This window comes from Pseudopedobacter sp. (genome assembly GCF_040392825.1).
GTDB lineage: Bacteria > Bacteroidota > Bacteroidia > Sphingobacteriales > Sphingobacteriaceae > Pseudopedobacter.
The window spans coordinates 1-8,794 of sequence record NZ_JBEBVH010000173.1; the positions used below are offsets into that span (position 1 = coordinate 1).

Here is an 8,794-nt window from a genome sequence, read left to right on the forward strand (position 1 = left end):
CCTGAGTATAGGTTACTTTAGAACCTTTTGTATCAGTTATTTCCATAGTTTTCATATTTTTATTGATAATAAATATAATAAAATTTAAAAAAATAAAAACTTTAAAAAGAATTCATGTTACAAAAGTCTACAAAAAAAACCACACAAAAGACTAGTAATCAATAATTTAAATATTTTGAAAATTAAAAAAGTTTACAAATTTTAAACAACTAAGATATATTTCAGTAGATTACAGAAACAAAAAAAGTGTTTCTTATGAAACACTTTAGAAATATTGAAACACTTGTATTCTTAATGTACAATCTTCCATACCAACTCTTTCATTAAATCGCCATCGTTGGTATTTCCTGTAGAGTCTACCCCTTTCGACTTCGCATCATACTCTCTTAATAAGCTGATAATTTCAAAAACCTTAGCCCATGAGTAATTTCGGGCTGCAAGTTCATAGTCTTTTACAAAGTAGGGATTTACACCCAGAACTTTGGCTGCCTCCCCTTTATCCTGTAAATAATGATATTTAAGAATTTTTGAAAAGTAGGTATATAAGTTCCCCATTACCAACACCAAAGGATTAGACTTTGGATTTGCTTCGAAATAGTTGATAATCTGGTTGGCCTTTAACACATCTTTTCTGCCTAAAGCATTCTGAAGTTCAAAAACATTATACTCTTTGCTGATACCTATATTATCCTGAATTTCTTTGGTTCCTATTTCCTGGCCCTGAGTAACATTAAGCATCAGCTTCTCTACCTCATTTGCTATTTTACCGAGGTCGTTACCCAAATATTCGGCCAGTAATTGTGATGCCTTCGGATTGATATGATACCCTCTGGCCCTTACAAATTCATCTATCCATCCAGGAACTTTATTTTCGTAAATCGTAGCAGATTCAAAGACAAGACCACTTTTTTCTATGGTCTTGTATACTTTCTTCCGCTTATCGAATTTACTGTATTTATGGCAAAGTATTAAGACAGTACTTTGCAAAGGTTTTTCACAATAAGCCTGAAAAGCATCTGCTATCTTATCGAATTTCAAATCCTGTGCTTCCTTAACCATAATGACCTGATAATCGCTCATCATAGGAAAACGTTTTGCAGCATTTAAGACATTCACAGGATCGGTATCTTTACCGTAAAAAATACTCATATTGAAACCTCTTTCTGCTTCAGTCAATATTGTATTTTCCAGTGCATCGGCTATAAGATCTATATAGTAGCTTTCTTCGCCGTGTAGTAAATAAATAGGTTTAAACTTCCTGTTTTTTATTTCTTTTAGAATATCAGCTGCTGTCATTTGGTGACTAAATTAAAGATTATTACCAAAATAAATTGCAATGTTAAAAATTACAGTCTTATTTTAGCATCATGTTTGAGCCCATACCTTTAAATTTACCACCTTATCCTTTTAAGTTAACGAAGAAAGCACTCCAACTTTATATCTTCGATGAGATACGTAAAAAGAATTTGGTTTTAACTCCCGAAGAATGGGTTAGACAGCATTTTATTCAATACCTGATTCTGCACAAGAAGTACCCCAAATCTTTAATTAAGCTTGAGGGCGGACTTACACTAAATAAACTTCAGAAAAGAACCGATATTGTCATTTTTGATATTTATGGTAAACCAGATATTCTGGTAGAATGCAAAGCTGCTCATGTGAAAATAGACCAAAAAGTTTTTGATCAAATTGCGAGATACAACTTTGTCCATAAAGTAAATTACCTAATTACAACAAACGGTATTGACCATTACCATTGTAAAATGAACTATGAAGACAAGAGCTACTTGTTCATCCAGGACATACCAAATTATAAATAATGCTAGAAGTGTTTTAAAAAATGAAACTTTAAATTATCCATTTACGTAATAAAGTAAAAATATTACAAAATGGATCAAAAATCAATCCTTGTTAAAAGAGAAAGTGGGTTTGTGGCGAAGTTTTGTATGCTTTTAACAGCTATTCAGTTAATTTTATTGGCGTATTCGTATTCCAAAAGCGCATTGTTCGACTACAGATATATTTTTATTACGCTTTCGTCGGTCACACTTATCTGCATAATAGTCAATATTATAAACAATAAAAAAACCTGCTTTTTGCAGATAAAAGACAACTACCTAAAAATATCCAGAAGCAGAGAAAAGCTGGAAGACATTTCCATTCAAATAAATGAAATTGCTTATTTCGAAACCAGGTTCAATAAAATCATCATTTACGATACCCATTCAAACGCTTACAGCGTAAATCTGGACCATATTAAATCGGATAAAAAAAGATGGGAGATAAAAGAAACCTTGCGCCAACTGGGATCTTGTCAGCAAAAAGTTGTGTAAAGAGTTTATTCAGTTATAAACACATAACTAATTCGAATAGATCCTTGGATTAAGGAAGCTTCAATAGCTAGAAGCTTATAGTTTTTTTTAATAAAGAAAAGTCACCTGAACCTTTTTTATTTTTAATTTCCTTTATTCATCAAGTTTATTTTTTAAATCCATTCTTTCATGAAGAATTCTGACAATTTCAATTTCTTTGAGTTTTAGCTCTCTGTAAAAGATAACATGCTTTCCTACCCTAAGCCCTAAAATCTTTTTTGAGATTTCTTCATAGCTTCTTCCAATAGTTGGACTTTTGGCAATTTCCTGACAAGTCTCAATAATTAGTTGATAGTACTTATCTGCCTGATTTTCTTACCAAATTTCGTAAGTATAATTCCAAATATTAGAAAGGTCTTCGACAGCTTTGTTTGTTAGAATGTACCTAGCCATTTTCTCTTTTCCTGGCTTTCAGGATTTCTAAATGTTTTTTTGCATCGAAATTCTCAGCTATTCCACTATTAATCCCTTCCTGAATGGCATTTTTCAAAGCTTGCACTTTATTTTCTTCTTCTTCAAGCAACCGAAGCCCTGCCCGGATTACTTCACTTGCATTTTTATAACGACCTTCTGAAATTCTGTTCTCTACAAAATTCTCAAAATAATTTCCAAGCGATACAGATGTGTTTCGTCCCATAGCTTTTAATTTTACTAAAATTACCAAAAATTGGTAATTTATCCAAACTCGATTTTTTATAAGAAGACCTGTCCGGACAGAAGTTTCTGCTTAAGACCATAGGGATTTCTCCTTGTCCCTCGTCAAAAAGACGAAAGTATTACAAGTTCTCTGCACAAAAAACTAAGGCACAAAAATCAAATCTTTGTGCCTTAGTTTTAGTATTTTGATTGAAGATGCTTATAAACCCATCAATGTCTCTTCTAAAATCTTAATTTTAGCATCCGCGTCAGCTTGTTTATTCTTTTCATTTGCTACAATTTCCGGTTTAGCATTTTGCACAAACCGTTCATTGCTCAGCTTTGCATTTACGGCCTTTAAGAAACCTTTTAAATAAGCTATTTCTTTAACAATTTTCTCTTTCTCGGCCTCTACATCAATATTTCCCTCTAACGGAATATAAAACTCATCCCTACCAGCCAAAAACGAAGCGGCGCCAGTTATTTTATCACTCACCTCATTAAACTCACTAATATTAGCTAATTTGAAAATGATGTTTTTATAGTTGTTATAATCAATCTCCGATCCCTTTTTAAGAGATAGTGTTAAAGTTTCTTTAGGCGAGATCTGTTTAGTATTCCTCACATTTCTAATTTCAGAAACGATCTGTTTAACCACTTCAATATCTTTCAGAATATTAGTATCAAAAGTTTGTGAAGATTCCATTTGAGCTACTATACAGCAATTTTCTGCGTCTCTTGCTCCAAAAACTTCATCATGCCAAAGTTCCTCTGTAAGGAAAGGCATAAACGGATGCAATAATTTCAAAATCCTTTCAAAGAAATCTACCGTAGCCTTATAAGTAACAGCATCAATTGGCTGTTGGTATGCTGGTTTCACCATTTCCAGGTACCAGGCACAGAAATCGTCCCAAAACAGTTTATATGAATCAATTAAAGCTTCATTCAATAGATACTGATAAAAATTCGATTCAATTTCTTTCAATGCCTCATTAAATCTGGCCTCAAACCAGGCTATAGATTGTTCATTTTGGCAAGCCAGAGAATTATCTACCTCCCACCCTTTTACCAAACGGAAAGCATTCCATACCTTATTGCCAAAATTTCTTCCCTGTTCACAAGAAGCCTCATCAAACATAATATCGTTTCCGGCAGGAGAACTCAACAACATGCCCACGCGAACACCGTCTGCACTGTATTTATCTATCAAATCCAAAGGATCCGGAGAATTACCCAGTGATTTGGACATTTTACGACCAATTTTATCGCGAACAATACCGGTTAGGTAAACATTCCTGAAAGGTATTTCGCCTGTAAACTCATGGCCAGCCATGATCATCCGGGCAACCCAGAAGAAGAGTATCTCTGGCGCCGTAACTAAATCATTAGTTGGATAGTAGTATTGGAAGTCTGCATTTCCCTTATTTTCGGGATGACCACAAACCGAAGGATCAAAAACCGAAATTGGCCATAACCAGGATGAGAACCAGGTATCAACCACATCTTCATCTTGTTGAAGATCTTCTAATTTTAAATCTGCATATTTTGCATCTCTGGCCTTAAACGCACTTAAAGCTGCTGCTGCTGTTTTTGCTACTTCAACATCTCCGTTAGGAGCATAAAAAGCCGGAATTTGTTGTCCCCACCAAAGCTGTCTCGAAATACACCAATCTTTTACATTTTCCATCCAATGACGGTATGTATTGATGAACTTTTCAGGAATTAGCTTAATATCTCCGTTATTTACATATTCCAAAGCGGGAACGGCCATCTCTCCCATCTTACAGAACCACTGTAAAGAAAGTTTTGGTTCTATTACCGCATCTGTCCTTTCAGAGAAACCAACCTGAGATTTATATTCTTCAATTTTATCTAAGGCGCCTTCCTCTTCCAATAACACAGCTATTTTCTTCCTCGCAATAAAACGGTCTTCACCAACTAAAATTTGGGCCTTTTCGTTTAAAGTACCATCGTCATTTAAAATATCAATTACTTCCAAATGATGTTTTACACCCAGTTCATAGTCATTCAGGTCGTGAGCCGGAGTTACTTTTAAACAGCCCGTACCAAAATCAGCCTCCACATATTCATCCGGAATAATGGTAATTTCTTTATGAATTAAAGGAATCTGAACTTTTTTGCCATGTAAATGCAGGTAACGTTCATCGCTGGGATTAACGCAAACTGCAGCATCTGCCATAATGGTTTCTGGTCTTGTAGTAGCAATGGTTACAAATCCATCTCCATCTGCCAGCTTATATTTAATATAATATAGTTTTTGATTAACTTCTTTACGGATAACTTCTTCATCAGAAACAGCGGTTAAACCTTTCGGATCCCAGTTTACCATTCTGATACCACGATAAATCAGACCTTTTTTATGCAAATGAATAAATGTATCAATTACCGCTTCCGAAAGCGTTGGATCCATGGTAAAAGCGGTACGATCCCAATCACATGAGGCCCCCAGCTTTTTCAACTGTTCCAAAATGATTCCGCCGTACTTTTCTTTCCATTCATAAGCATATTTCAGAAATTCTACCCTTGTTAAATCCTTTTTATTAATTCCTTTCTCCTTTAGCATAGCAACCACTTTTGCTTCTGTAGCAATAGATGCATGATCTGTACCCGGAACCCAACAAGCATTCTTTCCCTTCATTCTTGCTCTGCGAATCAGAACGTCCTGAATGGTATTATTTAACATGTGTCCCATATGCAAAACTCCGGTGACGTTTGGCGGAGGAATAACAATGGTGTAGGGCTCACGTTCGTCTGGAACCGATTTAAAAAACTTGTTTTCTAACCAGTAAGAATACCATTTACTCTCTGCTTCTTTAGGGTTATACGTCTTGGAAATGCTCATATGATGTGTAAAAATCTAACAATCTGCAAAAATACACTTTCAAAGTGAAATGAACAATCGGATTTTATCCATGAAGGTCACTAAAATCAGAGGTAAGATGACTACTAAATCACTAGTCAATGGCAAAATCTACTGAATGGATTAATTTTAACTGATGAACTATCAACAATACACAGTACTTATTACCCATACAAATAAGTTAAAGCACTATCCAACCGAAAGCTACTAATGATTAATGGACCAATGAACTAAATAATGCAAGTAACAAGCTTGTTTAATTGAAACAAAACTCTGACAAATAGTGTATTTTAGTAGATATTATCATTAAAGAAAATGAGGCTTAAATCAAAACTAATACTTTCTCTGTGCGCAGGAATGTGTTGCTTAAGTGCTTATGCAGACAAACCCACCAGCAAGGCACAAGATAAATTCATCGATCCGGCAAATATGGATCTTTCTGTTAAACCAGGAGATGATTTTTATACTTATGCAAGCGGGACCTGGATAAAAAACAATCCCGTACCTCCTAAAGAAACCCAATGGGGTTCTTTTAACGTACTTATGGACTTTAACATCAACGCTGTTAAAGATATTTTGGTTAAGGCCGCAGCAAACAACAATGCTCCTGCCGGATCAATAGAAAAACGTGTTGGAGATTTTTATGCTGCCGGAATGGATACGCTTACTATCGAAAAGTTAGGCTATACTCCTATTCAAGCTGATTTAGCCAAAATTTCGGCAATAACGTCTAAAGCTCAGTTTGTTGATGCTTTGGCAACCCTTAGAGTATCGGGACTGGCTTCTCCACTTTTCGATCTTTATGTCGAGCAAGACAGTAAAAATCCGGAGGTAATGATTCCTCAATTTTTTCAGGGTGGGACAACACTTCCTGATAGGGATTACTACCTGAAGGACGACAACCGAAGCAGACAAATCCGAGAAGCCTATATAAAATACATTAATAAACTGTTTGTATTAACAGGTTCTGCAAAAGAACAAGCTGCAATTTATGCTAAAACTATTTTATCTCTGGAAACAGAATTAGCCAAAGCACAAATGAGCCGCGTTGAACTGAGAGATCCCCAACTTACTTACAATAAGCTTTCTGTTCAGCAGTTAACCAAGGATGCACCAACTATAAACTTCGAAAAACTTTTGCCGAAGATGTTAGTAAATAATGAAAAATATGTTTTGGTAAACAGCCTCGACTTTTTCATTACTGCAAATAAATTGGTTGAACAAAGGCCATTAAACGACTTAAAAATATATCTGAAATGGAATATCCTAAAAAATGCAGCAGCTTACTTAAGCTCTGATTTTGTAAAGGCTAATTTTCAATTCAATCAGGTGATAACTGGACAAAAAGTTCCTACCCCAAGATGGCAGAAAATTTCTTCTCAAACAGATAAGAATATTGGCGAATTGTTAGGTCAGCTATATGTTTCAGAATATTTCAAACCAGAGGCTAAAGCCAGAATGGACGAAATGATCCGTAATTTATCAAAGGCTTTTGAAATCAGAATCAATAATCTGGATTGGATGTCGGCCGAAACGAAGGTAAAAGCATTAGAAAAGCTAAAAGCATTTACTCCAAAAATTGGTTATCCCAGCAAATGGCAAGACTACAATGGTTTAGTTATCAACAGAAAAACCTATTTTCAAAACTTAACTAATGCAGAAAAATGGTCTTATCAGGACATGGTAAATCAGCTTGGTAAGCCTATAGACAAGACCAGATGGGGAATGACAGCTCCAACAGTTAATGCTTACTACAACCCGGTAATGAATGAGATTGTTTTCCCTGCGGGTATTTTGCAATTCCCTTTCTTCGACCCTAATGCAGACGATGCTGTAAACTATGGTGGAATTGGGGCAGTAATTGGACATGAAATATCCCATGGCTTTGATGACGCCGGTAGCCAATATGATGCTAAGGGGGCTTTAAATAACTGGTGGACAAAAGAAGACAGGGAAAAGTTCGATGCCAGAACGGAAAAACTTGTAAATCAGTTCAACAATTATAAAATATTGGATACGCTTTCTGTTAATGGTCGCTTAACTTTAGGAGAAAACATTGGGGACCTGGGTGGATTAAATGCTGCTTATACTGCATTTAAAATGACTAAAGAAGGTCAAAGCAAAGAAAAAATTGATGGATTTACTCCTGATCAAAGGTTTTTCTTATCCTGGGCCCAGGTCTGGAGAGGTAATATTTTACCTGAAACAGCATCAAGATACATTCTGATGGATCCACATTCTCCTGAACAATACCGTACTATTGGCCCTTTGGTTAATATGGATGAATGGTACACTGCGTTTGATGTTAGACCAGGCGACAAACTCTATAAAAAACCAGAAGACCGGATAAAAATATGGTAAATTAATTTTAAACATTTTTCTTAGTAAAGGCTGGTTGCTATGGTAACCGGCCTTTACTTTTTGCTTTCATTCAGAAATTATAATTTATCTACTCTAAAAGAAACCTTACAAATAACACCATAAGTCGTAATCTTACCATCTTTTACATGAGCTTTTTGTTCTTTTACCCAAACAGAATCAACATTATGAATGGTTTTAGAAACCTCATTAACTGCTTGTTGAACAGCATCATCAAAACTTTTTTCTGAGGAAGCAATAACTTCAATAACTTTAACAACTGCCATAATAATAAAATTTAGGATTTCACAATTGGAGCCACTTTATTTATGTCGCTTATAAAGAGGCTCTTACATTAGCAACTAAAAATCGGGAGCAATGTTTTCTTATTTTTTAATTTTATATATTACTGGATAAGGTTCTGCGGTAGGTAGTTCCTAACTTCAATAAAGCCCCAACCTTAACTTTATGAATTAAAAATATCCGTTATTTCCGGAATTAATATGGCCTTGACTTTAATGTCTATAAAAATGATTCTAACCTATAA

Annotated in this window: 7 protein-coding genes and 1 pseudogene; 3 read left to right on the plus strand and 5 right to left on the minus strand. The window is 35.0% G+C overall.

From position 1 onward, the window contains the following. Positions 1-291: 291 nt before the first annotated feature. The gene (gene holA / locus ABWO41_RS12325) at positions 292-1,296 is read right to left on the minus strand and encodes a DNA polymerase III subunit delta (protein WP_353138259.1); all 1,005 of its coding nucleotides are present in this window, start codon (positions 1,294-1,296) and stop codon (positions 292-294) included. Between the two features lie 71 nt (positions 1,297-1,367). Here holA and ABWO41_RS12330 point away from each other — a divergent pair, with 71 nt between their 5' ends. Both ABWO41_RS12330 and ABWO41_RS12335 read left to right on the plus strand, forming a co-directional pair. Further along, positions 1,368-1,820, plus strand: a complete 453-nt coding sequence (locus ABWO41_RS12330) for a type I restriction enzyme HsdR N-terminal domain-containing protein (RefSeq protein WP_353138262.1) — start codon at positions 1,368-1,370, stop codon at positions 1,818-1,820. Positions 1,821-1,889: 69 nt separating this feature from the next. Beyond that, positions 1,890-2,333 carry a hypothetical protein gene (locus tag ABWO41_RS12335; RefSeq protein ID WP_353138265.1) on the plus strand — a complete coding sequence of 148 codons (444 nt, stop codon included), beginning with the start codon at positions 1,890-1,892 and terminating at the stop codon, positions 2,331-2,333. 132 nt (positions 2,334-2,465) lie between these two features. Here ABWO41_RS12335 and ABWO41_RS12340 read toward each other — a convergent pair. The 3 genes and pseudogenes from ABWO41_RS12340 to ABWO41_RS12350 form a co-directional block, all read right to left on the minus strand. Next, positions 2,466-2,669 (minus strand): annotated as a pseudogene (locus tag ABWO41_RS12340) (type II toxin-antitoxin system RelE/ParE family toxin); the annotation flags it as partial. An 88-nt stretch (positions 2,670-2,757) separates the two neighbouring features. Continuing rightward, on the minus strand, positions 2,758-3,009 hold the full coding sequence (locus ABWO41_RS12345) for a type II toxin-antitoxin system ParD family antitoxin (protein WP_353138268.1): 252 nt from the start codon (positions 3,007-3,009) through the stop codon (positions 2,758-2,760). A 219-nt stretch (positions 3,010-3,228) separates the two neighbouring features. Next, on the minus strand, positions 3,229-5,871 hold the full coding sequence (locus ABWO41_RS12350) for a valine--tRNA ligase (protein WP_353138271.1): 2,643 nt from the start codon (positions 5,869-5,871) through the stop codon (positions 3,229-3,231). A 333-nt stretch (positions 5,872-6,204) separates the two neighbouring features. Here ABWO41_RS12350 and ABWO41_RS12355 point away from each other — a divergent pair, with 333 nt between their 5' ends. Then, positions 6,205-8,250, plus strand: coding sequence for a M13 family metallopeptidase (locus tag ABWO41_RS12355; RefSeq protein WP_353138274.1), 2,046 nt, complete (start codon positions 6,205-6,207; stop codon positions 8,248-8,250). Positions 8,251-8,327: 77 nt separating this feature from the next. Here ABWO41_RS12355 and ABWO41_RS12360 read toward each other — a convergent pair whose 3' ends face one another. Next, a complete protein-coding gene (locus ABWO41_RS12360) occupies positions 8,328-8,534 on the minus strand; it encodes a dodecin family protein (protein ID WP_353138277.1) in 207 nt (68 codons plus the stop codon). Positions 8,535-8,794: the final 260 nt, after the last annotated feature.

What these genes read in the sequence shown, in the direction of transcription:
- ABWO41_RS12345 (WP_353138268.1), bottom strand. Translation starts at nt 3,009, where the DNA reads ATGGGACGAAACACATCTGTATCGCTTGGAAATTATTTTGAGAATTTT.
- ABWO41_RS12330 (WP_353138262.1), top strand. Translation starts at nt 1,368, where the DNA reads ATGTTTGAGCCCATACCTTTAAATTTACCACCTTATCCTTTTAAGTTA.
- ABWO41_RS12335 (WP_353138265.1), top strand. Translation starts at nt 1,890, where the DNA reads ATGGATCAAAAATCAATCCTTGTTAAAAGAGAAAGTGGGTTTGTGGCG.
- holA (WP_353138259.1), bottom strand. Translation starts at nt 1,296, where the DNA reads ATGACAGCAGCTGATATTCTAAAAGAAATAAAAAACAGGAAGTTTAAA.
- ABWO41_RS12355 (WP_353138274.1), top strand. Translation starts at nt 6,205, where the DNA reads ATGAGGCTTAAATCAAAACTAATACTTTCTCTGTGCGCAGGAATGTGT.
- ABWO41_RS12360 (WP_353138277.1), bottom strand. Translation starts at nt 8,534, where the DNA reads ATGGCAGTTGTTAAAGTTATTGAAGTTATTGCTTCCTCAGAAAAAAGT.
- ABWO41_RS12350 (WP_353138271.1), bottom strand. Translation starts at nt 5,871, where the DNA reads ATGAGCATTTCCAAGACGTATAACCCTAAAGAAGCAGAGAGTAAATGG.